The organism is Mycobacterium sp. 236(2023) (assembly GCF_029623955.1).
Taxonomy (GTDB): domain Bacteria; phylum Actinomycetota; class Actinomycetes; order Mycobacteriales; family Mycobacteriaceae; genus Mycobacterium.
Genome location: NZ_JARSBP010000003.1, coordinates 217,727 through 241,129 on the forward strand (window position 1 = coordinate 217,727; position 23,403 = coordinate 241,129).

The following is a 23,403-nucleotide window of genomic DNA, read 5'->3' on the forward strand; positions in this document are numbered from 1 at the left end:
GCTGTCCATCAGGCAGCTTCGAAAGTGACGAGGTCGATGCTGAGTTGGCCTTCGACGAGGCTGATCTTTTGGCGTACCGGCACCCCGGGCAGTGGCGGGGCCAGGGAGTGGTACCTGGCCCCGGTCGGGGTGAGGAACTCGGCGTGGTGGGCGCCGTCGCGCATACTCGTGCTCACCCGCCAGCCGGGTGCTTCTTTGGCGTAATTGCACGCCTCGCAGACGCCGAGTCCGTTGACCGCGCTGGTCTTTCCGCCGCCGCGGTCGGGGGTGGCGTGGTCGAGGTGGCGGATCGGGGCGTTGCAGTAGGGGGTGCGGCAGGTGCGGTCCCGCACCCTGATCAACGTGGCCAGTCCTTTCGGGAAGGTCCGCGACCGCGACTCCATCGCCACCAACTGCCCGCTGCGGGGATGGCGGTAGAGCCGGCGCAGCGTCGCTTTGGCGTCCTTGTCGGCGACCGCATCACCGGTGAGCTGGCAGGCGAACCCGGCAGGGATCGGACCGTAGCCGTCCAACCAGGCCGGCTCGGTGTCATCACCGGCCAGCGTCGTATCGGCCATCACCAGGTTCAGGCTCACATCCACCGGTACGGTCGCGCTGCGGCCCGTCACCCGCTCATAGGCGGTGTCGCACATGAACTGGCCTTGCGAGCGACCGTCGCCGTTCATGTCGGCTCCGCGTTTGAGTGCGGCGTACATGCCGATGCCCTGGGTCAGCGGCATCAGGAACGTCACGTAGACCATCCCGTTGGGCGCAGGCCGAGTGGTGACATGACGGTCTTTGACCGCCTTGGTGTTGCGTTCCACCACCGCCGCGGCATCCAAACGTGCGGTGATCTTGGCGGCCTCGGCGGCGACCCGTCGGTCACCCCACCCCACCAACCGGGCCGGGTCCGCACAGAGTTCGGTGTCCAATTGCTGGCGGTCCTGCCGCGACAAACAAGCCGACTCGCGCACGATCAGCGTGGCCCGGCACTCCGAGAGCACCCCGGCCTCCAACGCCGCCAGCGTGTACGGCATCTCGTAGACCAGCGCGTTGGCGAACCCGAGATGCTGGTTGCCCTTGACCGGCGCGTCATGGCGGGCCAACGCAATCTCCGACGCCAGCCCTTTCCCCCGTCTCTTCGCGGCCAGCCCGGCAGCCTGCTCGGCCGCGGCACGCTTGGCCGCCCACAACGCGGTCGCTCGGGCCTGCGCGGCCGCAGCTTTCGACTTCAGCTCCTCGAGGTGCTCGACGAGGATCCGGAGTTTCTTCTCGGAGGCCTCCGGATCTACTTCGAACAAATGTTCGATCACAAATCCGACGCTACACCCAACCCCCGACAACTCCGCGCGCATACTTTCTCGGTGACCCAGATCCGCCGCGCGGAACCCGCTGACGCGCTCGCGGTGGCCGACGTTCACGTCCGCGCCTGGCAGGTTGGCTACCGCGGACTGCTACCGCAGGAGTACCTGGACGGACTCGACGTGGCGGCGCGGGCTGCCAGGTACGCCTTCGACCGGACTCTTCCCCAAGGCCCGGTCACGCTGCTGGCACTCTCTGACGGCGGCGAGGTTGTGGGACTGACAACGATCGGACGCTGTCGCGACGTTGGCCTCGCCGACCACGGCGAGGTGTGGTCGATGTATGTCGATCCGGATCGGTGGGGCCGTGGGTTCGGGCAACTCCTCATCGGCGCCGCTCGACAACAGCTGTACAAGAACGGTTTTGATCGCTACGTCCTATGGGTTCTGGAAACAAACGCACGCGCCCGACGCTTCTACGAGCGCGACAAGTGGAGGGCCGACGGAGCGCGCCGCGCCGACACCATCGGTGGTGCGGCCATCACCGACGTTCGGTATCTCCGCGGGCCCGATTGAGCGTTGCCGTCGCCACCCCGGAGGCGGCCACGAGGACCGCAAGTCCGGCGAACCCGAACGGCACAGTTGACACCGCGGCTATCCCTGCGACGGCCAACGGCCCTGCGGCATCGCCGCACTCCCGGCCGATCTCGGCGGCGCCCATCGTCTGGCCGAGTCGCTCCTCCGGCGTCGACCGCGCCAGCATCGTGAACGCCAGCGGCGTGATGAGCCCGCAGCCCACGCCGATCACAACGGCGGCTAGGAGCAGCCCCACCAGACCCGGCAGCAGCGCTGCTGCCAAACCCGCTGCAGTGACGGCGATCCCGGCCCCGATGCCGACACGAACCGTGATCTGACCGCGGTCAAGTGCACGTCCGGCCCACGGCTGAGCGACGGCGGTGGTCAGCGCCAGCACGGACACCACAGCTCCGGTGACGACGGGTGACAGCCCGGCCTGGGTGCCCAGCACAGGAAGGAAGCCGACGCCTGCCGACAGCGCCGCGGTCGCGGAGGCCAGAGCGAGCGTCGGTGTCACAAAGGAGGATTCGGCGAATCGCCGTATGGTGTCGAGTAGCGTCTGGCGTTGGCGCGGCCGTGGCTTCAGCGCGGGCACGGAGACCAGCGCCCACAGCGCGACCGCTGCCGCCAGCGCAGCCATCACCGCGAACAGCAACTGCATGCCTCCGATGGCGACGATCACCCCGCCCAGTAGCGGGCCCAGCGTGTACCCGATCGACTTGTAGGAGCCGTAGGTGCCGAACGCGCGGCCCTGCGCATCGGGAGGGGTCAACAACGCCACCAAAGCCGATGCGGCCGGGGAGAATGCGGCGGCGCCGATGCCTTGCCCGAACCTGCCCGCCCACAGCCAGGTGGGGTCGTCGGCAATGGCGTACGACGCGGATGCCACGGCGAAGATCACCAGTCCTGTGATGAGGACGGTGCGGGCGCCGATCCGGTCGGCGAGTGTGCCGAACACCGGCTTGAGGATGACCTCTGCTCCGTCGTAGATCGCGAGCAGCGCACCGAGCGTCAGCAGTGATGCCGCCGTCCCGGACGTGGTGGTGCCGAGTGTTCCCGCGACCGCATGGGCGCCGAACGCCGTCGTGAACCCCGCCGCGAGGAGTGGTGCGCGTTGCGCTGTTTGCGTCAATCTAGCCAATTCCCGATTCGGCGCAACGCTTCTTCAAGGTCGGAAGACGGACCTGCGAACGACAACCGCACGTTCGCCCCGCCTCGCACGGTGTCGAAGTCGACGCCGGGCGCTATCGCAACACCGGTGTCGTTCAGCAACTTCGAGCAGAACGACAGTGAATCGGTGGTCAGGTGCGAGACATCGGCATAGACGTAAAACGCTCCGTCTGTCGGGGCCAGCCGGTCGATGCCTATCGTCCGCAGACCGTCCAGCAGCAGAGTCCTGTTGGCGGAGTAACCATCGAGCAGCGCTTCGGCTTCGGCGATGGATTCCGGTGTGAAGGCCGCGACGGCAGCCAGTTGCGGCAGAACCGGCGGACAGATCGTGAAGTTCCCCGTCAGGCAATCGACCGCCCGCTTGAGCTCCTGCGGGACGAGCAGCCAGCCGAGGCGCCAGCCCGTCATCGCGAAGTACTTCGAAAAGCTGTTAACGACAACCGATTCCCGTGAGGTCTCCCATGCGCAGCTGGTCGCGGGCGCGCCGTCGTAGACGAGCCCGTGGTACACCTCATCGCTGATCAGCCGCACCCCCGACGACTCGCACCACGAAGCGATTGCGGCCAGTTCCTCGGGCGGGATGACGGTGCCGGTCGGATTGGCCGGACTTGCGACGATGACTCCGGCGACCGGCGGGTCGAGCTCGGTCAGCATCTCCAGCGTCGGCTGGAATCGCGTGTCCGGTCCGCACGGCAACTCCACCACCTCGCAGCCGAGCGCCGACAGGATGTTGCGGTAGCACGGGTAGCCGGGGCTGGCGATCGCGACGCGGTCACCGACGTCGAAGCACGCCAGGAACGCCAGCAGGAATCCGCCCGACGAACCCGTCGTCACGACGACGTCGTCGGGGTCGACCGACAGTCCGTGGCGGGCCTGGTAGGAACCGGCGATCGCCGTACGCAACTCGGGGATGCCGAGCGCGACGGTGTAGCCGAGTTGGTTGCGGTTCAGTGCTGCCACGGCCGCGTCGCGCACTGCCGACGGCGCACCTGCGCTCGGCTGTCCGGCGGACAGGTTGACCAGATCGCCATGCGTGCGCTGTCGTTCAGCCGCGGCCAGCCACACGTCCATCACGTAGAACGGCGGGATTCCGGCGCGCAGCGAAATGGTCACGGTCTCAGGCTAGAACACCTCGGATTCGAGCCGACGCAACTGCTCCCGCGGCGCCCCGAGGAGCTGCGCGCTGCCGTGTGCCCGCTTGAAGTACAGCTGGATGTCGCTCTCCCACGTGATCGCGATGCCGCCGTGCATCTGCACGGCTTCCGCGGCGACCTTCGAGAACGCCTCGCTGGCCGCGAGCCGTGCCAACGCGGCTGAGGTCGCTGTCGGGTCACTCACCGCTTCGTCGACGACGGCCTTGGCGGACTGCACCGCGACGTACAGATCGGCCATGCGGTGCTTGAGGGCCTGGAAGCTGCCGATCGGCCGGCCGAACTGAACCCGGTCCTTCGTGTACTGCACCGTCAGGTCAAGGCACTTCGACGCGGCCCCGACCTGCTCGGCGGCCAACAGGATCGCCGCGATGTCGGCCAAACCGGGGTCTGTTCCCAGAGGCGCTGTCTCGGCGGCTTCGAGAGCGGCGAGCGGCCGCGTGATGTCCATGGCCACCGTGGGTGTGGTCGTGAAGGTCGTCCAGCGGGTGAGGTTCTCGCCGTCGGCCGCGACGACGACGTCGGCGACGTTGCCGTTGACGACGTGCCCGGCATCGAAGACGACCGTCCCGATCGACGTCCCCTCTGCGAGGCTCCCGAGCAGCTCCTCGTCAGGCGTGTCGACGGACAGCAAGGCCAGTTCGGCGAGCGTCGTGCCCAGCAGCGGGGTGGGGACCAGGCCCTTGCCGAGCTCTTCGAGTACCACTGCGGCATCGGCCAATTCGCCGCCCGCGCCGCCGAGCTCCTCGGGAACCACCAATGCTGCGGCGCCCACCTGTTCGCACAGCATGGTCCAGAGCTTCTCGTCGTAGCCGCGCTCCGACGCTGCTGCCGCACGCACCGCCTCGGGCGATGCGTGCTTCTCGACGAGTGCGGCGACGGTGTCGCGCAACAACTCCCGCTCTTCGCTCATTTGGTCAGTGCCTCCAACACTCGGCGCCGGTGCCAGGTCGGGTCGCCCCACGCCGGCCGCAGCGCCTGAACCCGCAGCAACAGCAACGACAGGTCATGTTCCTGGGTGAAGCCGATCGCGCCGTGCGTCTGCAGCGACGACCGCGCTGCCAGCAGGGCGGCATCCGCGGCGGCGACCTTCGCGGCGCTCACGTCACGCGCGGCTTCTGAGGATCCGTCGGCAAGTGACAAGGCCGCACCGTAGACGAGGGGACGGGCCAGCTCGACGGCGATGAGCACGTCGGCCAGCTTGTGTTTGATCGCCTGATAGGTGCCGATGATCGTGCCGAACTGACTGCGCTGCTTGGCGTACTCGACCGATGCATCAAGCATCGCTTGGGCTGCGCCTACGAGCTGCGCAGCAGTCGCCAGGGCACCGAACTCGAACGCCCGACCCACGTCGGCAGCCTTGGCCTCACCGGTTGTGCTGACCTCGAACAGCTTTCGGGCAGGGTCAACGGACTCGTGCTGCTCGCCCGCCGCGGCGTCGCTCACCGAGCCGTCCGAGGCGAGCAGGATCAGGCCGGCAGTATCGGCGTCGACTGCACGCGGAACCAGGGGAGGTGCCGCGACGGTGGCGATCAGCTCGCCGGCGGCCAGCGCACCGCAGCGCTCGTCATCACCGAGGAGAACCGGTGCCACCGCGATGGATTCGGTGACCGGCCCGGGAACGTTCCACTTGCCGAGCTTTTCCAGCGCCACCACCAGGTCTACCGGGTGGGCCTCGATGCCGTCGAATTTTTCGGGCACCAACAGTGCCGTCACGCCGAGGTCGGCCAACTGTGCCCACACCTTGCGGCCGGGTGCCGTGTCGCCTGCGCCCCACGCCCGCACGGCGGCGGGCAGATCCGCGGCACCAAGCGCCGCGTCGATGCTGGCGGCGAAATCCCGCTGCTGTTCGTCTATTTCGAAGTTCACGTCTGTCTACTTTCTGGGCAGGCCCAGGAGCCGCTCGGCGATGATGTTGCGCTGGATCTCGTTGGTGCCCGCATAGATCGGGCCGCCGAGGGCGAACAGCAGTCCTTCGGTGACGCCGTCCATGAGTTCGCCGTCGGCGCCACGCAGATCCAGCGCGGTCTGGTGCAACGCGACGTCCAGATCGGACCAGAACACCTTGGTGATCGACGATTCCGCGCCCAGTTCCCCGCCGTTCGAGACCCGGGTGACAGTGCCGAAGGTGTGCAGCCGGTAGGCCTGCGCCTTGATCCACGCATCGGCGACCCGATCGGTGAACGCCGGATCCGGGTTGTCCTTCCACTGTGCGACGAGGCGTTCCGCGGGTGCGAGGAACCGGGCCGGGCTGCGCAGTGACATACCGCGCTCATTGCTCGACGTGCTCATCGCCGCGCGCCAGCCGTCGTGCACCCCGCCGATCACGTCCTCGTCGGGGACGAAGACGTCGTCGAGGAAGATCTCACCGAACCCTGTGTCGCCGCCGAGCTGCGCGATGGGGCGCACCGTCACACCGTCGGCTTTCAGGTCGAACATGAAGTAGGTGAGGCCCTTGTGGCGCTGCGCCTCCGGATCGGAACGGAACAACCCGAAGGCCCGCTCGCCGAACACGGCGCGCGAGCTCCAGATCTTCTGCCCGTTGAGCAGCCAGCCGCCGTCTGTCTTCGTCGCCGTCGAGCGCAGCGACGCGAGGTCGCTGCCGGATTCCGGCTCCGACCAGGCTTGGGCCCAGATCTCTTCGCCACTGGCCATTTTCGGCAGGATGCGGTCACGTTGTTCTTCGGTGCCGTGCGCGAACAGTGTCGGCGCGAGCATCGACGTGCCGTTCGCACTGCCGCGACCGGGTGCACCGGCGCGGAAGTACTCCTCCTCGTACACAATCCACTGCAGCAGTGAGGCGTCGCGACCGCCGTACTTCTCCGGCCACGTGATCACCGAGAGTCCGGCATCGAACAACACCTTGTCCCACTGGCGGTGCTGCTCGAAACCCTCCGCGGTGTCGTAGGACTTCGTCGGAAACGCGCTCGTGTTGGCCGCGAGGAAGTCGCGGACCTCGGAGCGGAACTCGGAGGTAGCGTCGTCGAATGTGAGATCCATTTAGTTCATCTCTCGCAGTTGCGGTTTGACCACTTTGCCTCCGGGGTTGCGGGGCAGCACGTCGAGGAAGGCCACCGAGCGCGGTGTCTTGAAATTCGCCAGATGCTCTTTCGTGAAAGCGATCACGGCCGCCTCATCGAGCTCGGCACCGGGCCTGACAACGACGAAAGCCTTGCCGACCTCACCGAGTCGTTCGTCGGGAACACCGATTACGGCGGCTTCGGCGACGCCGTCGAGGCGCGCAAGCACCTGTTCGATCTCGGCGGGGTAGACGTTGAACCCGCCGCAGATGTACATGTCCTTGAGTCGGTCGGTGATCTTCAGGTTTCCGGCGTCGTCGAGTTCGCCGACATCGCCGGTGTGCAGCCACCGATCGCCATCGATCGCGGCGGCAGTGGCTTCGGCGTCGTCGAGGTAGCCGAGCATCACGTTGGGTCCGCGCAGCAGGACTTCACCGGACTCGCCGATACGCAGCTCGAAATCCGCGATCGGACGGCCGGATGTCGTCGCCACCGTGACGGCGTCGTCCTCGGCGCGGCACATGGTGCCGAACCCGGCGGCCTCGGTCAGCCCGTATGCCGTCAGGACGATGTCGATGTCGAGTTCGTTCTGCATCCGCTCGATCAGTACGACGGGGATCGTAGCCGCGCCGGTGACCGCGAAACGCAGTGAACTGAGGTCGAATTCGACCCGCTTGGGGTGGTCGAGCAGCGTTTGATAGATCGTCGGGGGGCCGGGCAGCACCGTGATTCCGTGGTCCTGCACGGCCTTCATCGCCTTCTCCGGGTCGAATGTCAGCTCGGGAAACAGCGTGGCGCCGGTCTGCAGGCAAGCCAAGATTCCCGCCTTGTAGCCGAAATTGTGGAAGAACGGGTTGATGCACAAGTAGCGGTCACCGCTGGTGACCTGCCCGCACGCTGCCCACGCCGCAGACGCGTCCAGGGACTGACGGTGCGCGCACCGCACGCCCTTGCTGCGACCCGTCGTACCCGACGTGAACAGGATGTCGGACACGTCGTCGGAACTAACCGCCGCGGCGCGTGCGTCGACGGCGGACAGAGCTTCTTCCTTCGCGCCACGCGCCACGAACTCGTCCCACGTCCCATCGGCCTTCTCGATCGGCACGCGAACGATGTGGCGCAGTGCCGGCAGCGCATCCCGGTGGAGGCTGGCTGCCTTGTCGGCGCCGAGGAACTGTCCGGAGGCGAACACGAGGGGGGCTTCCGTGCGGGCCAGGATGTCGGAGGCCTCGCTCGCCGTGTAGCGGGTATTGAGCGGCACAAGGACCGCGCCGGCGTGGTGGGTGGCCAGGGATGCGACCACCCAGTGCCACGTGTTGGGAGACCAGATCGCGACGCGATCACCCGTCTCGATACCGGCGTCGATCATTGCCGCAGCGACCTGCCTGACCTCCGACCGCAGGTCAGCGTAGGTGAGCGAGCGTTCCGGCGTCACCACGGCGAGGTGGTCTCCGAGCTCTCGAGCGATCCGTTCGAGAACCGCGGGGGTGGTCCTCGGGGAGGTCGTCATCGAAGCTCCTGTAGCAGTCCGGGGTACCCAAGCAAGTGCTTGGTAGGCTACCCTACAGGGGTGATAGAGGTCCAGGAGTTCAGGGCTGAGGTCCGCGACTGGCTCGCCGAGAATCTCGTCGGTGACTACGCCGCATTGAAGGGGCTGGGTGGCCCCGGCCGCGAGCACGAAGCCTTCGAGGAACGGCTCGCGTGGAACCGTCATCTCGCCGCGGCGGGGCTGACGTGCCTGGGTTGGCCGGTGGAGCACGGCGGTCGCGGACTGTCGGTCGCGCACCGCGTCGCGTTCTACGAGGAGTATGCGAAAGCCAACGCTCCCGACAAGGTCAACCATCTCGGCGAGGAACTGCTGGGCCCGACGCTGATCGCGTTCGGCACCGAAGAGCAGAAGAAGCGCTTCCTGCCCAAGATCCTCGACGTCACCGAGCTCTGGTCGCAGGGCTATTCGGAACCGGGCGCCGGTAGCGACCTCGCCAACGTCTCGACAACGGCGACGCTGGACGGAGACCATTGGGTTCTCAACGGTCAGAAGGTCTGGACTTCCCTTGCCCATTGGGCGCAATGGTGCTTCGTGGTGGCCCGCAGCGAGAAGGGCTCCAAGCGTCACGCCGGCCTGTCGTATCTGCTGGTGCCGCTCGACCAGCCGGGTGTCGAGATCCGTCCGATCATCCAACTGACCGGTGACTCGGAGTTCAACGAGGTCTTCTTCGACGATGCGCGCACCGACGCCGACCTCGTGGTCGGCGAGCCCGGCGACGGCTGGAAAGTCGCGATGGGAACGCTGACGTTCGAGCGGGGCGTCTCCACACTCGGGCAGCAGATCCGTTATGCACGTGAGCATTCCAACCTCGTTGAGCTGGCCAAGCAGACCGGCGCCGCCGACGACCCGTTGATCCGCGAGCGCCTGACCCGATCGTGGGCCGCGTTGAAGTCGATGCGTTCGTACGCGTTGGCGACGATGGACGTGGAGCAGCCGGGGCAGGACAATGTCAGTAAGTTGTTGTGGGCCAACTGGCATCGCGAGCTCGGGGAGATCGCGATGGACATCGAAGGCGCCGCAGGCCTGACTCTGCCCGACGGCGAGTTCAGCGAATGGCAAAGGCTGTATCTGTTTTCGCGTTCGGACACCATCTACGGCGGATCCAATGAGATCCAACGGAACATCATCGCCGAGCGGGTGCTCGGCCTGCCCCGAGAGGCCAAGGGATAAGGCATGACCGATCTTTCCGCGGTGCCCCAGGAGATCGAGGGTCACGGACTGCTCAAAGGCAAGGTCGTTCTCGTGACGGCCGCCGCGGGCACCGGCATCGGGTCGACGACGGCACGCCGGGCATTGCTCGAGGGGGCCGACGTCGTCGTCTCCGACTACCACGAGCGCAGGCTCAACGAAACGCGCGACGAACTCGCCGCGCTCGGCCTCGGCAAGGTTCACGCGGTGGTCTGCGACGTCACGTCCACCGAGGCCGTCGACGCGCTGATCACGTCGGCGGTGGCCGCCGCAGGGCGGCTGGACGTGCTGGTCAACAATGCCGGGCTCGGCGGACAGACCCCGGTCGTCGACATGACCGACGACGAATGGGACCGCGTCCTGAACGTCACGCTGACGTCGGTGATGCGCGCGACGCGCGCCGCGCTGCGCTACTTCCGCGACGTCCCGCACGGCGGTGTCATCGTCAACAACGCGAGTGTCCTCGGCTGGCGTGCGCAGCACTCCCAGTCCCACTACGCGGCCGCCAAGGCCGGCGTGATGGCGCTGACGCGATGCAGCGCAATCGAAGCCGTCGAATACGGAGTGCGCATCAACGCGGTCTCCCCGAGCATCGCCCGCCACAAGTTCTTGGAGAAGACCAGTAGCTCCGAACTGTTGGACCGGCTCTCGGAAGGGGAGGCCTTCGGGCGTGCCGCCGAACCGTGGGAGGTCGCGGCCACCATTGCGTTCCTGGCCAGTGAGTACTCCAGCTATCTGACGGGCGAAGTGATCTCGGTGTCCAGCCAGCGGGCTTGAGCCGAGAAATCCCCACCGTTTCTTCACAAACGCTGCCCGGAAGCCCCATATCCGGCCCCTACAGTCTGATGTGTGAAGCGAATCCTGGTGGTCGAGGACGAGCCGACCATCCTGGCCGCCGTCGTCACGCGGCTGCGTGCCGAGGAGTTTCTTGTCGAGACAGCCGTCGACGGGCCCTCCGCAGTCGCTGCGGCCACGAACGATCCGCCCGACCTCGTGGTGCTCGACGTGATGCTGCCCGGGTTCGACGGCCTGGAAGTCTGCCGCCGCATCCAGGCCCTGCATCCGATCCCGGTGCTGATGCTGACCGCCCGCAGCGACGAGACCGACATGCTGGTCGGGCTCGGTGTGGGCGCCGACGACTACCTCACCAAGCCGTTCAGTATGCGCGAGCTCGTCGCCCGGGTCCGGGTTCTGCTGCGACGGGTGGATCGCGCCGTCACGGCGCACACCCTGTGGGTCGGCGAGCACCGAGTCGATCTGCAGGCGCGACGGGTCTACCGTAATGACGACGAAATACACCTGACCCGAACCGAATTCGACCTGCTGACATTCCTCGCTGCTCGCCCCCGCACAGCCGTCTCCCGTGACGCCCTTCTCGAACACGTCTGGGGATGGGGATCCGGTGCAGAGAGCCGCACAGTCGACACGCATGTGAAGGCGTTGCGGCGCAAGCTCGGATCGGAGCTCATCCGCACCGTGCACGGGGTCGGATACGCGCTGGAGACACCGAAGTGACCAGGTTGGGCGACATCTGGGATCGCCTGCCGCGGCCGCTCGATCCGTTCGGCTCGTTCAAGATGAAGATGGGCCTTCTCGTCGGTAGCGCCATCGTTCTGGCGTCGTTCACCTTCTGGATCGGTGCGAGCTGGCAGTTCCGCTACGCGCTGCTCGCCGCACTCGCGACGTCACTCACGTTCACCTACTTTCTCGCCCACGGCATGACATCGCCGCTGCGTCAGATGACCGCTGCGGCAAGGGCGATGGCCCGCGGTGACTACACGACGCGCGTGCGCGCCACCTCGCGTGACGAAGTCGGGCAATTGGCGCAGGCCTACAACCAGATGGCGGCCGACCTCGGCGCCGCCGACGAGTATCGCCGAGGACTGATCGCCAATGTTTCCCACGAACTGCGCACGCCGATCACGGCACTGCACGCATTGCTGGAGAACGTCGTCGACGGCATCGCCGAGCCGGACGAGAAGACCATGCGGATGGCGCTGACCCAGACCGAACGGCTCGGTGAGCTGGTGACCAACCTCCTCGACCTTTCCAGACTGGAAGGCGGAGCAATATCATTACAGCGCACTGTTTTCCGTGTCAGTGACTTCCTCGAAGAGGCCATCTGGCATGTGACGGCGCCGGGGGAGGGCGTGCAGGTCGGGTTGCGGGTGGAACCACCCGACCTCGTCGCGACCGCCGACCAGGGGCGTTTGCGGCAGGTGGTCGTCAACCTCGTCGACAACGCGATCCGGCACAGTCCCGCCGGTGCCCGCGTCTCCGTCTTCGCCAGCACGGCAGCGGGATCTGCTCTGCACCTTGAGATCTGCGACGAGGGTCCGGGAATCCCGCCTGACGAACGCGAGCGGGTATTTCAGCGGTTCACTCGCGGTGCCACCTCGGCTGGGGGCACCGGACTCGGCTTGGCGATAGCACGGTGGGCTGTCGAACTGCACGGCGGTGCAATCGAAGTGATGGAAACCGGAGCCGGTTGCCGCATCGGGATCACGATCCCCGCCCCGGCCGCGGGGGAGGAGAACCGATGAGCCAGCCTTTGCCATGATGGTCCCGCGCGGTTACGTGTTGCCGCCGCCGCCAACGGCTTTCGGTCCGATGCTTCCGCGTCACGGCGAGCCAGGGTGGTCGATCTGGCCGCCGCGGATCTGGCCCAACTCACCCGTGACCGAAGCGCCGCGACGGCTCCTGGTGCTGGCGTTGATCGCGGGCTTCTTCGGTTCGGCGGTGTGGCGGGTCTTCACACTCAGCATCGGTTACGTACTCGTCGGTGTCATCGTTTTCGCCATTGCGTACGGGACCGCCGAACGCATGCCGGCGCTGCGAGAGTGGTTCGGCATCGCGGTGACACTGCTGCTTCTCGCGGTCCCTGCCGTTCTCGCCGCCGAGTGGCTCGGCGTGCTGTGCATACTGGCGGCCTGGGCGCTCGGATGGGGCACACTCGCCGGCGGCCGCACCTGGACTGCTGTCCTCGGTGGCGCGTTGGTCCCGTGGCTTCTGCCGGCGAGAATCATCGGCTGGGCGCGCCGCGCGATGCCCATGCCGGGTGCTGCGTGGTCGCAACGCCCCAGTGCGGCAAGGATTGTCATTGTTGCCGCCGTTACCGTCGGTCTCACGCTGGTGTTCGGCGCACTGTTCGTATCGGCCGATCCGGCATTCGCCAGCCTGGTGGACCATCTGGTTCCCGCCTGGCGCGGCGACGAGTTCGTCTCTCGCACAGTCGTATTCGTCATCGTGACGTGCTTTGTACTCTTCGCCGGCTACCTGACGAGGGTGCCGCCGAAATTGGACGCGCTCGCGCCGCCGCGGATGCGTGCCGTGCCGAACTGGGAGTGGGCTGTCCCGCTCGCGGTGCTCGACGTGCTTTTCATCGGGTTCGTGGCCGTCCAGGCGACGGTGTTGTTCGGTGGCCACACGCACGTCCTGGAAACCGAAGGGCTGACGTACGCCGAATACGCCCGGCAGGGTTTCTGGCAGCTGCTGTGGGTCTCGGCGCTGACGCTGCTGGTTCTCAGTGCCGTGGTTCGTGTCGCCGCGCGGGACAGCGCGTCCGATCGCCGTCCGCTGCGGATCCTCGTCGGCACGCTGTGCGTGACGTCCGTCGTCGTCGTCATCTCCGCGATCCACCGGATGTGGGTCTACCAGCAGGCATACGGGTTCAGCACCGAGCGTCTCATGGTCATCACCATCGAGTTGTGGCTCGGTGCTGTATTTGTCTTCATCGTCGTGGCCGGAATCCGGATGACCGGTCACTGGTTGCCGCGCGCGGTTCTGCTGGCGGGGGCGGTGGCCTTACTCGGACTGGCGGCGACAAACCCGGAGCGGCTGATCGCCGAGCGCAATATCGATCGCTATGAACAGACCGGCCTGCTGGACACCGCCTACCTGTTGCGTCTGTCTCCGGATATCGAGCCCGCGTTGGCCCGGCTGCCTGAGTCGGTGCGCGCCTGCGCCAGGTATCGGATGGCCGACCGCGACCCCTGGTTTGAGTTCAACCTGTCCCGCTGGAGCGCACCGCTGCTGTCGGAAGAAATGGATCTGGACTGCACCGGGTACTGGTCTGCGACGAGGTGACGCCTACGCTCCGGGAGGGAGACCCCCACCGCATTCCCGACGCCAGTCGGCGAAAGCCTCGGTGAGCGAGTACTGAGCCGTGAAGCCGATGTCGGCGAGTCGGGCCGAGCTGATGTTGGTGTCGTTGTGCAGCTTCTGGATTCGCCTCGGGTGCACGCCGAACTTCGTGCCGTTCGGGTCGACCACCGCAAACGGCGACGCCGCTGCCAGAGCGAACCGGTACGGGACCGTCGGCGGGTGCCGATCCCAGCCCCACGCCGCGTTGATGGCATCCACATGGTCGCGGATCGTGGTCGGCTCCGGGTAGACGGCGTGGTAGGTGTCGTTCGGTCCATCGTCGTCGATGAGCAGCGTCAGCAGCCGCAGGATGTCTTTGAGGTAGATGCAGCTCTTGACCGTGTCCTGGCGGCCGATGTAGCCGAAGCGCTTCCGGCTCAGCCCGTGGATTAGCCGCCGCATGTTGCCCTGATCGCCCGGGCCGAAAACCACGCCAGGACGCACGATGCGGATCCTGCGACCCGGCTTTTCGGCCTGCCACGTGCGCAAGATCTCCTCGGCCTGCAGCTTGCTGGCCCCATAGGCGGTGTCGGCGTCGCAGAAGTCGCTTTCCTCGCGCCGCCACGGCCCGGAGGCGAAGGCCATCATCGAGCTGGTGAAGACGATGTTCTCGACGCCCGCCGCATCGGCGGCCTTGCAGAGCCGACGGGTGGCCTCGGCGTTGTTGGCGAAGTAGTCCCGCCAGGGGAAGCCCGGCTCCTTCGACAGAGCGGCGAGGTGGATGATCGTCGGCGGGCACGGTTGCGGCAGATCGGCCGCCGTGACGGTGGTCAGGTCGACGCGCAGCGAGTCGGCGGTCGGTTCGGCGGCACGGTCGAGACCCACGACGGGCCGACCCGCTTCGCGTAGGTGCTTCACCAACGCGCTGCCGATGAAACCTGCACTGCCGGTTACGAGGACGGCATCGGCGGCGGTCATCACGCCACCCACCCGATTGATGTGGCCGAGTCTGGATGATTGGTCAACTGCCCCCCTAGGAATGAACCCCGACAGCAAGCGGAGCGTATCACTGGCTCGCGATCCGAGCGTTGGCTAGATGCTCAGCCAACCGAACACCCATCGCAATGCCGAAGAGCGTCGGGTTGGCCTGACTCGAGGTGGGCAGCACAGATGTGCTCGCGACATACAGTCCGCGCACCCCGTGCACCTGAAGGTTCGCGTCCACGACGCCCTCGCCCGGATCGGCGGACATTCGTGTGGTCCCGCTTTGATGGAAACCGGCCCACCCGTGCATGAAGGTCCGTACCGACTCCTCGGCGTCGCCGGCCAACCACTCCACGCTGCCTGCGCCGTTCTCGCGCAGATGAGCGTCGATGAGTTCGACTGTCTTGAAGGCGTATTCGTAGTCGGCGTCCGAGAAATGCAGATGGGTGCGGACCTTCCGCATCCCCAGTGCGTCACGCTCGTCGGTGAGCTCGATCCGGCTCTCCCAATGCGGAAGTTGCTCGCCGTGGTAGTGGAGCATGTACCGATTCTCGGGGCTCTTGACGAAAAAGCCTGGTGCCTTCCGGCCCTTGCGGATGAGACGGGCGTACGAGAACGTCACGGCGAATCGGATCGACGGAATGAGATCGCGCAGGACGTTTCGGATGTGTGCCTTGATCTGTGGCGGGCCGTCGATCTTGGTGTGCGTCTCGCGAATCGCCTCCGCGAGCAGGAAGCGACCGGCCGGTGAGATCAGCGTCAGATACACCGCCGACAGGATTCCGCTTCCGTGTGCCGGGTCGCTGATGGGCGGATTGACCAACCAGACGGCGACGTTGGGCATCGCCAGCTCGCGCTGCACCTCTGGGCTGAGGGTGAACCGCCGACGGATGTAGACACCGTCGTTGTCGCGTTCGTGCTGATGAATCACCTTGTCGGTGTTGAACTTCACGCGCGCGAACCGGCCCTCGACGTGGGTCATGTACCACCGTCCGAGGTGTCCGCCGGCATTGCCCAACCCGGTGGGGTGATGCCGGTCCGACGCCAGTAGGAGCCGGGTCGCCTCGATGCCGCCGGTTGCGATGACGTAATCGGTCGCGACAATCTTGCCTTCCCGGCCGTCGAGTGCCTTGACGACGAGGTGGTCGACAGAGCCGCCGCCCGCATCGGTCGCGATCTCCGTGCACGTCAGCCCCGTCCATAACGACAGGGACGGAGCGTCATTCAACGCGGCCCGGTATTCGCGACCGAATCGTGTTGGCAGCGCCCAACGCTCGAGGTCGGTGGTGCGCACACCGCCGTCGGGCAGCCCGGCGACCATGTCGCGTTGCGCGATCTCCGGAACGTCGCGGGCATTGAACACCGCCCGGCCGCACTGAGCCCAATCACAGGCCCGCTGCAGGTAGGGCTCGACATCCTCGAAGCTGATCGGCCACGGAGACTGAGCGGTCAGCGGCCGGTCCTCGAAGTCGATGGGGTCGTACGCGACGCAACGCCCGCCCCAAAGCGCCGATGCTCCCCCAACCGCCCGACGGAGTGCCAGCTCGCTGCGAGTGTGGAAGTAGTCGTCCTGCCTCGAGTCGAAAGCGGCGAGGTCCTGCGCCGCATCATCGACTCGCTCCAGACCGCTTTCGATGATCGCCACCCGGACACCCGATTTCGCGAGTTCCAGCGCTGTGGAGATACCGATCGGGCCCGCGCCGACGATCACGACATCGGTCTCGATCGTCGTACCCGCGGTGAAGTCTTCGGGTTGCCTGATCACTTGCCCCCCTTCCGATGTTCTCCGGCGAGTTCCACGAACCGGGTCAGCGTCTCGGTGTCGAAGGGCGACGAGACAGCGCGGGCCGCCTCGGCGACCCGTTCGGGCTTCGTGGTGCTGTACAGAATCGCGCGGGCGTCCGTCGCCGTGGCCGCCGAACCGAGGATCAGCTTCGCCAGCACACCCGGTGCCAGTGGGTCGAGCTGGAGGGTGTCGCGCCATCGGGCAGTCAGCCGGGCGTCGGCTTCCAATGCGGCGGCGAGCATTCCGTACGGACGGGTCAGCACGCCGAACGTGATGTCGGCCGGGCGAGGTGACGGATGGAGCAGATCGCTGCGAAGCTGGTCGACTCCCTCGGGCGCGAACGGTTCGGCGAAGTTCACGTCCAGGCCCTCGTCCTGAGACACTCCCCACGCACGGATCTTGCCTTGACGGCGCGCACCTTCGAAGAATTCGCGGAGCTCATCGGTGGCCACGGTGTCGGACGGCTCGGGGCCGTGCACGAACAGGATGTCGACGTAGTCGACCCCCAGCGCGGTCAGACTTTGGTCGAGGCTGCGAGCCGCCACCGCGGCGTCGTAGACCCGTACGGTGTCGGCGGCGGGCTTCTGGCGGCCCTTGACGGCGGCCCGCAGCGCGGGAACTTTTCGAAGCAGCGCCCGAGCCGGTGCCTGGAACCGGGCGAGTCGCTGGGTCATCCCCCCGACCTCGATGCCGAACTTCGTCGCGATGGTCACGCTGGAGCGGTCGACGGTGCGCAGGAATGCACCCAGCTCGGCTTCCGCCATTCCCAGCCCGTACATCCGCGCCGTGTCGAAGTGCGTCATCCCGTTGTCGACCGCGGTGCCGAGCACCGCCATCCGCTCTCTGCGAGATGGTGACTGCATCAAACCGCCGCACCCGAAGCCGACGGCGCTCACGGTGAGCTGCGGTCCCGGCAGTTCGATCCGCGACATCAGTGTGAATCGGTTGTGCCGGGGCTACCGACCAGCTGCGGGCTTGGCCGGTTTCTGCGCCGGTGGAGCACCAGGAGAACGATCAATGCCACGACGACGAGGGCCGCGACCACGCCCGCCACCACATAGGTGGTGATCCGCGACGAACTCGACGCGACGGTGAGTGCCGGGTCGAAGACGCTGCCCGCCGTCCTGATCGCGATGTTGGTGGGGGTTCCCGTTGCCCCTGCGGCGAGCACGTCACCCGTCAGCTGCGACCAGTCGCCTGTCGATCCATCGATGTAGCTGAACAGAGGGTCCACCAGGGACCAGTCCGCAGTCGTCGTGACGAGGACGACGGAGCGGTTGCGCTGAGGATCGGCGAAGGCCTGAATGGATCCCAGGCCGCTGTCGAGGTTGAGCGCCAGCTCGGACGGCAAAGCGAAGTTGACGATCGAGCCGTCGCCGCTCACCGGCGGACTCAGCGAAGTCTGTTTGATCGCATCGGAATTGGCCACGATCAGAGCCCCTGACGTGGCGTCGGCAGCCGTTGGGACGTCCACGACCAGCGGCGTGATCTCGGCCTTGTTGAGGCGCGCCATCGATGCCACGACCCGGGCAGCGTAGTCGAGTTGGTTCGGGCCACTACCGTCGAGCGCCACCAGGAACTCGGGGCTGAACTCGGAGGGGAATGCTCCGAAGCCACCGAGTGGCGGGCCGCCACGACGCATGGTCAACGACGATCGCGGATCGATCTGGAAGGTGATCGGCGCGACCAGCGGTCCACATGCCTGATCCGGGGTGTAGGTCAGCGCGAATTCCAGGTCGATCCATTGTTGTTGGAGCTCTGCGCTACTCAAGGTGAACTTGGCATCCAGATGCCCGGAGGAGTCGAGCGGTGCGCGGTAGACGACCAGTCCCTCGGCACGCACGACGACCGACGCCGCGTCGCGGTCGGGTACCGGCGTGTAGTCGGCGAGCAGATTGACGTCGACGTTGTCGAACCTGGGCCCCAATGAGGTGCGCTGAATACCGACCTGCAGACCGTTCGTTCCGAGGACGTCCGCCTTTTCGGAGCCGACACTCAACTCTTTGAACGTCATCGTGTCGGGGGAAGCAGCTGCCTCGGCCCCTGCCTGATCGACGCGGGCGTTGCTCGATTGTGCCAGCGGCTGCAGCTGTGTGGCGATCAGCGACACCTGCTCCGAGAGCCCCTCGTCTTCACCCGAGATTCGCAGGTACGCGTTTGGCGCCCCGGCATTCTCGACGGTCAGACCGGGATCACCGGTCTCGACGACAATCGCGCGATCGAGCCCGGCAGCGGGCGGCGGTGCCGCACCTCGCGGTTGGCTGACGACCCCGATGGCCACCGGCCGGGACGCGTAAAGTCGCGCGATCGCCGACGACAATGTCAGTACCGCCTGCTGCTCGGCGGAACTGGCATCGGCTGCCGCGTAGATCGTGATTCTCTCCAGCACCGGTGCGAAGAAGTTCGCGACAGTGGTCACGGGAAGCTGCGTTCCGGCGAATACCGTTGTCAGATTGCTGAGTTCCAGCCGCGGAAGCGGGTCGCAGTTCCGGTCACCGTCGTCGCGCGCGCGAATGGCGAACGACAGTCCGACCGACGAGCCCCGGACACTGGCCCTGGAGATGTCGACGTCGAACGGAGCCATCACCAGACCGGGCGCCACCGGCGGTACATCGATGGACGCCACGAAATTTCCTTCGGCATCGTTAATTTCGACGTAGCCGGCCGTGAAATTCAATGGCGTGTGAATCATGCCCTGCAACCGCGTCGCGGTCAGTCCGGAGGGTACGTCCACCGAGAAAGTGCTCTCGCCGTCGCCGTACAGATTCACCGTCGGCTGCAGACCGAGTGTCGACCATGGCATCGAGATGCCGGTGGGATTGCCGTCGTCGGCGGGCTGGACGGAAACGTCGTCGCCGGGTTGCGCAGAAGCGGGGCCTGCGACCGCGCCGGCAAGCGTGATCGGCGCGGCGAGCAACATCACTGAGGCAAGAACGCGGGCCACGACGCAGCGACTCATACCATTCCCCCGGTGTAATTACGGACGTCTGAAAACGCGAATGTTTCTCTTCGGACGAGCCCGTGTCGACAGTTGCTGTGGCCCGGGCGCCGGACCGAACCGATCGAATTCACGCAGTTCTACTTTCAACGAGTCTTCGCAGTCCCTAACAAGCAAGCCGGGTTAGTACCCTAGCAGGGGAAGTAAGGCAAAACAGTTTGCTTGCGCGATGTCCTAATCATGAAATCTCATCGTTACCGACATTCCGGCGACACGTCGCCGAGGCGCACGGGAAACACGCTTTCCCCGGTCGCCGGCGAAGCTCGGGTGCTACCGTCTTCGCCATGTGTGGTTACCTGTCGAGCGTTCCCCTTACTCACCGTTGATTCGCGTGATGTCGCAGGTGTGATCGCCAAAGGATTTCCACTGAGATGATCTCGACCAGGGGGGTCGGCCTGCTCGACTTCGTGTTGCGCCCAACCACATCCGTGACGAAAGTGCGAGCAGCATTCGTGGCGGGGTCCGCGCATGACACTCGCGTAACGCTCGCCCCCGGCGCTGAACTGCCGCGCTATTGTCAGGTCGAGGAGCAGGCCACCGCCAACGAGCAGGCTTCGCGTCTCATGGTGCCGATAAGTCTGGTGGGATATGGACCTTCGTAGCTACGGCCGAATGCTGCTGCAGCGCTGGCCCGTCCTGGTGTCGGTATTCCTCGTGGTGGGCGCAGTGCTCGCGGCCGCGAGTTTCATGCTTCCCTCGGTCTACACCACCAGCGTCCGGATCGTGTTCACGTCCAACCTGTCGACAGACACCGAGATGACGACCCGCCAGATCTCGGATCTGTACCTCAACAGTCGTTTGAAGACGTACGCGGAACTGGTGACGACCAATCAGGTTCTTCAGCCCGTCATCGATTCGCTCGGTCTCGATACCACCGTGGCAGACCTTGTCGAGCAGACCGAAGTCACGATTCCGGCCGGAACCACGGTGATCGAGATGGAGGTCTCGGCGCCGACGGCAGCAGAGGCTGCGTCCACCGCCAACCGCATCGCCAACGAGATGCCTTGGGCTGTCGCAAGTCTCGAGGGCGCCTCGACGGTCGCCCAGTCGCCGATCAAGGTCTCGATCCTGCAGCCCGCCGACATACCCGAGGCCCGATCGTCTCCCAACGTCAAACTGAACCTTGTCGTCGCGGCCGGCTTGGCGTTCATCTGTGCGGTCTTCGCCGCGGTGCTCGTGGAGACGTTCGACAACCGGGTGAGAAGGCGGCGCGACGTCACCGCATCGGGTGCCTCCTATCTCGGCGGGATCCCGAAGATCGCCGGCGCCAAGGCCGGCACACTCCTGCTGTTCGCGCAGCAGTCACGCGAAGTGCGATCGATATTCCGCCGGATCGCCATGGACGTCGTGTACGCGGTCGACGCGACACCGAAATGCCTGATCGTCACTTCGCCCCGGACCGGTGCGGGTAAGACGACGGTCGCTGCCAATATCGCGGGAGCGCTCGCGGAGGCCGGGAACCGGGTGGCTTTCATCGATGCCGACTTCCGAGGCCGTCGGCTGGCCGGTCAGGTCGGCATCGAGCAAGTGCCGGGGATAACCGACTTGGTTTCCGGCCGTACGGAACTCGACGAATCCGGGCTCTACCGCAGTTGGGGCGGTTTCACCATCGTTCCGTGTGGCGGCAGCACCGTCGACGTCGGGGAGATGCTCGCTGGCGAGAAGTTCAGCGAGTTGATACGAAGTTTCGCAGATCGCTTCGATGTGGTCATCGTCGACGCACCCCCGATCACGAACCCGAGCGAGGCCTCGCGCTTCACTCAGAACGTCGCCAACGTGGTCGTCGTCGCGCAGGCGGGGAAGACGCGGCGCGCGGAGTTGCGCCGTGTCACCGGTTCATTGACGCAGGCCGGGGCGAAGACCTTGGGTGTCGTGCTGTCGCGAGTTCGCGAGCCTGAGCAGCCGGCGCCGGCCGACGACGCGCGTCGTGATGACGCCGAGTAGGTGAAGACGGACCGGGGGAATGAGGTGCCGATGTCGCGACCGATTGTCACGCGCTATGCGCGCTTCGACGTCTCGACCTTGAACGAGGCGCAGGTCATCGATGCGATCTTCGCGCGCACCGCGCCGCTGACGCCTGACGAACCCCACCTTGTCGTGACGCCGAACATGAATCATGTTGCGCGTCTGCAAGCTTCGTCGGAGTTCGCATCAATCTACGAGCGAGCCCGCCTTATTCTCCCGGACGGCTGGCCTGTGGTGCGGTTAGCGAACAGCCTCGGAACTGAACTGACGGCCCGTGCCACCGGAAGTGGCATCACCCACACGCTGGCGCATATGCCCGGCGAGGGGCATCGACTGTTCCTTGTCGGTGGCTCCACGCCCGCGTCGCTCGAGGCGGCGTCGGCGGTGTTCCGCGGAAACGGTTGGGTCGTCGAGTCGGAACAAGCACCCGTGGGATGGCTCGGTTCGGCCGACAACCTCCGTGTGCTCGCAGAGCGGGTGGCGGCGTTCAGGGCAGATCTCGTGCTCATCGGCGTCGGTTCTCCGTTGCAGGAGCGAGTCGCAGTCAGCCTGCTCGATGCCGACGGTGTGACCGCCGTGCTGATGGGTGTCGGCGCCTCCATCGACTTCGTGGCCGGCCAGGCGGCCCGTCGCGCGCCAAAATGGATGCAGCGCCTCGGAATCGAGTGGCTCCACCGCATCCTGACCGATCCAGCCCGACTGCTGAAGCGGTATGTCGCTGACGTCGTTCCTTTTCTGAAAGTTGTTCGGCAGTCTCACGCCCATTCGGGGCAGTAGGAGAAGACCCATGACTCTGCTCATCGTCACGCCGATGTTCAACGAGATCGACAATGTGGCAGGTCTCGTCGAGACGATCCGAGCGCAACGCTTCAAAGACTTCGACTGGGTGATCGTCGACGACGGCAGCACCGACGGGACCGCCGGACGCATCGCGGAAGTCGATACCGAAAACCTCGCGACGGTGCTGTCGAAAACCAACACAGGTGGGCTGCTCGGCGGCTCAGAATTCAGGGCGTGGCGTTTCGGCGTCGACAAAACGCTACCGCTGAAACCCTATTCGCATGTGATGAAGCTGGACGCGGACGCGCGCCTGGCCCCCGACTACCTCGAACGGATCATCGAGCTTGCGCAAGGCCGAGTCGGTGTAGCAGGCGGCGTCATCGCTACCAGAGGCATGGCTGAGCAGAAGTTCCACGTGCCTGGCCCGGTGAAGCTGTACACCATCGATGCCTACCGGGCGACCGAGTCGCTGGAGGCGGCGCACGGTTTCGACGCGATCGACGAGATCGCGGTGAGCTACTACGCAGGTTTGGAGACCCGGGTGGACACCGGCGCCCATTTCGAGTTGGCGCGGGCGATCGGTGCCAGCGCGGGGGAGATCCAGGGGCGTTACCGCAATGGTCGGACAAGTCGCTGGATCGGGTACGACTTCTTCTACTTCCTGGTGCATTGCCTCCGTTATATCGCTCGCCGCCCTTACGTGATCGGCGTGTTCGCGCTTCTGTGGGGTTATCTGACTGCGGGGCCCGGCCCGTTCGCGCCGGAATTGAAGAAAGAGCATGCCCGGATGCAGCGGGAAAAGCTTGCGCGGGCATTTCGTAATCCGGTGGGATTCTGGCGCGAGGCCTACAAGGTGGGCCGCCCTAACTGACC

At 66.1% G+C, this 23,403-nt stretch carries 20 protein-coding genes; 9 read left to right on the forward strand and 11 right to left on the reverse strand.

From position 1 onward, the window contains the following. Window positions 1-8 precede the first annotated feature (8 nt). Window positions 9-1,292 carry an HNH endonuclease signature motif containing protein gene (locus tag P9A17_RS12155; RefSeq protein WP_278038896.1) on the reverse strand — a complete coding sequence of 428 codons (1,284 nt, stop codon included), beginning with the start codon at window positions 1,290-1,292 and terminating at the stop codon, window positions 9-11. Window positions 1,293-1,343: 51 nt separating this feature from the next. On the opposite strand from P9A17_RS12155, the gene P9A17_RS12160 reads away from it, so the two are divergent. Further along, window positions 1,344-1,856: a GNAT family N-acetyltransferase gene (locus P9A17_RS12160; protein WP_278038897.1), complete on the forward strand. Its 513-nt coding sequence runs from the start codon at window positions 1,344-1,346 to the stop codon at window positions 1,854-1,856. Here the strand turns inward: P9A17_RS12160 and P9A17_RS12165 are convergent. From P9A17_RS12165 to fadD3, 6 genes are read right to left on the reverse strand one after another with little or no spacing between them, the layout of a single operon-like run. Continuing rightward, on the reverse strand, window positions 1,822-2,997 hold the full coding sequence (locus tag P9A17_RS12165) for an MFS transporter (RefSeq protein WP_278038898.1): 1,176 nt from the start codon (window positions 2,995-2,997) through the stop codon (window positions 1,822-1,824). The genes P9A17_RS12160 and P9A17_RS12165 overlap by 35 nt on opposite strands. Then, window positions 2,985-4,097 (reverse strand): pyridoxal phosphate-dependent aminotransferase, encoded by a 1,113-nt coding sequence (locus P9A17_RS12170; protein WP_278039828.1) that lies wholly within the window; start codon window positions 4,095-4,097, stop codon window positions 2,985-2,987. Before P9A17_RS12170 ends, P9A17_RS12165 begins: the two co-directional genes overlap by 13 nt. A gap of 51 nt (window positions 4,098-4,148) precedes the next feature. Beyond that, window positions 4,149-5,090, reverse strand: a complete 942-nt coding sequence (locus P9A17_RS12175) for an acyl-CoA dehydrogenase family protein (protein WP_278038899.1) — start codon at window positions 5,088-5,090, stop codon at window positions 4,149-4,151. Beyond that, window positions 5,087-6,046, reverse strand: a complete 960-nt coding sequence (locus P9A17_RS12180) for an acyl-CoA dehydrogenase family protein (RefSeq protein ID WP_278038900.1) — start codon at window positions 6,044-6,046, stop codon at window positions 5,087-5,089. The genes P9A17_RS12175 and P9A17_RS12180 overlap by 4 nt, the downstream gene beginning before the upstream one ends. 6 nt (window positions 6,047-6,052) lie before the next feature. After that, window positions 6,053-7,177: an acyl-CoA dehydrogenase family protein gene (locus tag P9A17_RS12185; RefSeq protein ID WP_278038901.1), complete on the reverse strand. Its 1,125-nt coding sequence runs from the start codon at window positions 7,175-7,177 to the stop codon at window positions 6,053-6,055. Next, window positions 7,178-8,707: a 3-((3aS,4S,7aS)-7a-methyl-1,5-dioxo-octahydro-1H-inden-4-yl)propanoate--CoA ligase FadD3 gene (gene fadD3, locus P9A17_RS12190; protein ID WP_278038902.1), complete on the reverse strand. Its 1,530-nt coding sequence runs from the start codon at window positions 8,705-8,707 to the stop codon at window positions 7,178-7,180. A gap of 60 nt (window positions 8,708-8,767) precedes the next feature. Here fadD3 and ipdE1 point away from each other — a divergent pair, with 60 nt between their 5' ends. The 5 genes from ipdE1 to P9A17_RS12215 all read left to right on the forward strand — a co-directional run bounded on the left by ipdE1 (window position 8,768) and on the right by P9A17_RS12215 (window position 14,020). After that, window positions 8,768-9,916, forward strand: coding sequence for an acyl-CoA dehydrogenase IpdE1 (gene ipdE1, locus P9A17_RS12195; RefSeq protein ID WP_278038903.1), 1,149 nt, complete (start codon window positions 8,768-8,770; stop codon window positions 9,914-9,916). 3 nt (window positions 9,917-9,919) lie between these two features. Further along, window positions 9,920-10,711 (forward strand): (5R,7aS)-5-hydroxy-7a-methyl-1-oxo-2,3,5,6,7,7a-hexahydro-1H-indene-carboxyl-CoA reductase, encoded by a 792-nt coding sequence (ipdF, locus tag P9A17_RS12200; RefSeq protein WP_278038904.1) that lies wholly within the window; start codon window positions 9,920-9,922, stop codon window positions 10,709-10,711. A gap of 72 nt (window positions 10,712-10,783) precedes the next feature. Beyond that, on the forward strand, window positions 10,784-11,449 hold the full coding sequence (locus tag P9A17_RS12205) for a response regulator transcription factor (protein ID WP_278038905.1): 666 nt from the start codon (window positions 10,784-10,786) through the stop codon (window positions 11,447-11,449). 5 nt (window positions 11,450-11,454) lie between these two features. Then, window positions 11,455-12,477, forward strand: a complete 1,023-nt coding sequence (locus P9A17_RS12210; protein WP_278039829.1) for a HAMP domain-containing sensor histidine kinase — start codon at window positions 11,455-11,457, stop codon at window positions 12,475-12,477. A 13-nt stretch (window positions 12,478-12,490) separates the two neighbouring features. Further along, window positions 12,491-14,020, forward strand: a complete 1,530-nt coding sequence (locus P9A17_RS12215) for a DUF4173 domain-containing protein (protein ID WP_278038906.1) — start codon at window positions 12,491-12,493, stop codon at window positions 14,018-14,020. A 3-nt stretch (window positions 14,021-14,023) separates the two neighbouring features. Here P9A17_RS12215 and P9A17_RS12220 read toward each other — a convergent pair whose 3' ends face one another. From P9A17_RS12220 to P9A17_RS12235, 4 genes are all read right to left on the reverse strand, one after another. Continuing rightward, entirely contained in the window at window positions 14,024-14,995 is a 972-nt protein-coding gene (locus tag P9A17_RS12220) for an NAD(P)-dependent oxidoreductase (protein WP_278038907.1), read from the reverse strand. 88 nt (window positions 14,996-15,083) lie between these two features. Then, window positions 15,084-16,766 carry a GMC family oxidoreductase gene (locus P9A17_RS12225; RefSeq protein WP_278038909.1) on the reverse strand — a complete coding sequence of 561 codons (1,683 nt, stop codon included), beginning with the start codon at window positions 16,764-16,766 and terminating at the stop codon, window positions 15,084-15,086. Beyond that, on the reverse strand, window positions 16,763-17,719 hold the full coding sequence (locus P9A17_RS12230; protein ID WP_278038910.1) for an aldo/keto reductase: 957 nt from the start codon (window positions 17,717-17,719) through the stop codon (window positions 16,763-16,765). Before P9A17_RS12230 ends, P9A17_RS12225 begins: the two co-directional genes overlap by 4 nt. Continuing rightward, window positions 17,719-19,746: a hypothetical protein gene (locus tag P9A17_RS12235; RefSeq protein WP_278038911.1), complete on the reverse strand. Its 2,028-nt coding sequence runs from the start codon at window positions 19,744-19,746 to the stop codon at window positions 17,719-17,721. The genes P9A17_RS12230 and P9A17_RS12235 overlap by 1 nt, the downstream gene beginning before the upstream one ends. Window positions 19,747-20,373: 627 nt before the next feature. Here P9A17_RS12235 and P9A17_RS12240 point away from each other — a divergent pair. The 3 genes from P9A17_RS12240 to P9A17_RS12250 are packed head-to-tail and all read left to right on the forward strand — an operon-like array spanning window position 20,374 to window position 23,401. Continuing rightward, window positions 20,374-21,729 (forward strand): polysaccharide biosynthesis tyrosine autokinase, encoded by a 1,356-nt coding sequence (locus tag P9A17_RS12240; protein WP_278038912.1) that lies wholly within the window; start codon window positions 20,374-20,376, stop codon window positions 21,727-21,729. Further along, a complete protein-coding gene (locus P9A17_RS12245; protein ID WP_278038913.1) occupies window positions 21,730-22,527 on the forward strand; it encodes a WecB/TagA/CpsF family glycosyltransferase in 798 nt (265 codons plus the stop codon). It abuts the gene before it with no gap. Window positions 22,528-22,537: 10 nt separating this feature from the next. After that, a complete protein-coding gene (locus tag P9A17_RS12250; protein WP_278038914.1) occupies window positions 22,538-23,401 on the forward strand; it encodes a glycosyltransferase in 864 nt (287 codons plus the stop codon). Window positions 23,402-23,403 lie beyond the last annotated feature (2 nt).

What these genes read in the sequence shown, in the direction of transcription:
- P9A17_RS12230 (WP_278038910.1), bottom strand. Translation starts at nt 17,719, where the DNA reads ATGTCGCGGATCGAACTGCCGGGACCGCAGCTCACCGTGAGCGCCGTC.
- fadD3 (WP_278038902.1), bottom strand. Translation starts at nt 8,707, where the DNA reads ATGACGACCTCCCCGAGGACCACCCCCGCGGTTCTCGAACGGATCGCT.
- P9A17_RS12235 (WP_278038911.1), bottom strand. Translation starts at nt 19,746, where the DNA reads ATGAGTCGCTGCGTCGTGGCCCGCGTTCTTGCCTCAGTGATGTTGCTC.
- P9A17_RS12220 (WP_278038907.1), bottom strand. Translation starts at nt 14,995, where the DNA reads ATGACCGCCGCCGATGCCGTCCTCGTAACCGGCAGTGCAGGTTTCATC.
- P9A17_RS12185 (WP_278038901.1), bottom strand. Translation starts at nt 7,177, where the DNA reads ATGGATCTCACATTCGACGACGCTACCTCCGAGTTCCGCTCCGAGGTC.
- P9A17_RS12250 (WP_278038914.1), top strand. Translation starts at nt 22,538, where the DNA reads ATGACTCTGCTCATCGTCACGCCGATGTTCAACGAGATCGACAATGTG.
- ipdF (WP_278038904.1), top strand. Translation starts at nt 9,920, where the DNA reads ATGACCGATCTTTCCGCGGTGCCCCAGGAGATCGAGGGTCACGGACTG.
- P9A17_RS12240 (WP_278038912.1), top strand. Translation starts at nt 20,374, where the DNA reads ATGGACCTTCGTAGCTACGGCCGAATGCTGCTGCAGCGCTGGCCCGTC.
- P9A17_RS12215 (WP_278038906.1), top strand. Translation starts at nt 12,491, where the DNA reads ATGATGGTCCCGCGCGGTTACGTGTTGCCGCCGCCGCCAACGGCTTTC.
- P9A17_RS12170 (WP_278039828.1), bottom strand. Translation starts at nt 4,097, where the DNA reads ATGGACGTGTGGCTGGCCGCGGCTGAACGACAGCGCACGCATGGCGAT.
- P9A17_RS12175 (WP_278038899.1), bottom strand. Translation starts at nt 5,090, where the DNA reads ATGAGCGAAGAGCGGGAGTTGTTGCGCGACACCGTCGCCGCACTCGTC.